2 protein-coding genes are annotated in these 1,204 nt (G+C 30.5%); both read right to left on the minus strand.

The features are described 5' to 3' along the window. Positions 1 to 158 (minus strand): flagellar basal body protein (locus RGC78_RS16095; RefSeq protein WP_309556958.1); only part of this gene is annotated, 158 nt, incomplete at its 3' end. Between the two features lie 200 nt (positions 159 to 358). After that, a partial coding sequence (locus RGC78_RS16100) for a flagellar hook-basal body protein (protein WP_309556957.1) occupies positions 359 to 1,204 on the minus strand: 846 nt, incomplete at its 5' end.

The following is a 1,204-nucleotide window of genomic DNA, read 5'->3' on the forward strand; positions in this document are numbered from 1 at the left end:
GTTGCTGATGACATATTTTGATAAAGCATATCAGAAAATCTTGCACTTGATGCTTTAAATCCTGTAGTACTTACATTAGCAATATTATTACCTATAACATCTAATTTAACTTGGTTAGCTTTCATCCCACTTATTCCTGAGTACATCGATCTTAGCATATTTAATTTTCCTCCGTTTATTTTCAAATTTTATCTTTTGTTATCAATAATCATTAAAGTTTTATGTTTTATTTACAAACTGTTAATAATCAATTTATCTCTTCTAATCGTATAGCATATAAAAGTTATAATAACTTTTATTAATAAAGCTAATATTCAGCCGGAGTGTAAATTTCTGAATATAAGTTTTTTTATTAATCTTATCTCATCAAGCCAGTTATTGTTTGAAGTATTTCATCACCTGTAGTTATCATTTTTGATGAAGCTTGGAAAGCTCTTGTTGCAGTTATCATATCTGTAAATTGTTCTGTTAAATCTACATTTGATGATTCAAGGGTTCCTTGTACAAATTCTCCAAAGCCTTTACTATTATCAGTATAATCATCTGCTAATTTTCCCTTTGGTGTCTTTATTATTTCAGGTCCTGAGTTAGGTGATGTTTGTAACTTATTTCCTCCTATTGTAGTTAAACCTTCTGGATTTTTAAAAGTAGCCATAGCTATTTGACCAAGTGCTGTTCTACTACCATCTCCAAGAACTGCTGTAATTACTCCATCTTTTCCTATTGAAAAACTTTTAACAGGAGTTTCTTCAAACTTCCCATCTTCTATATTTCCATCTTTATCTCTTTTAGGTGCTAAAACTTTATCTGGAATTTTTAAAGTATGGAGTTCTTTCCCTTCTTCAACAGCTTGTAAAGATTTAGAATCAGCATCTACATAGTTTACCACTGCTAACTTTTTACCATCTTCTTCTTTCCATTCTACACTAGGTTTTGACTTATCATCATTACCATTTTGTAATAAATATCCCATTACTCTATATCCATCTGCTGTCAAAAGATTTCCTTCATAATCAAGAGTAAAGTTTCCATCTCTTGTATATAAAATCTCGTTTTCGCTACCTCCTGATAACTTTCCAGATTTATCTATCCCAATAGTTCCTTTTTCATCAATTGTCCCACCTTTATAAACCTCTGGACCTTTACTTACCATAATATATCCATCACCATCAACACATACATCTAAGTTTCTTCCTGTTGATAA

This window comes from Clostridium aquiflavi (assembly GCF_031344075.1).
Taxonomy (GTDB): Bacteria; Bacillota; Clostridia; order Clostridiales; family Clostridiaceae; genus Clostridium; species Clostridium aquiflavi.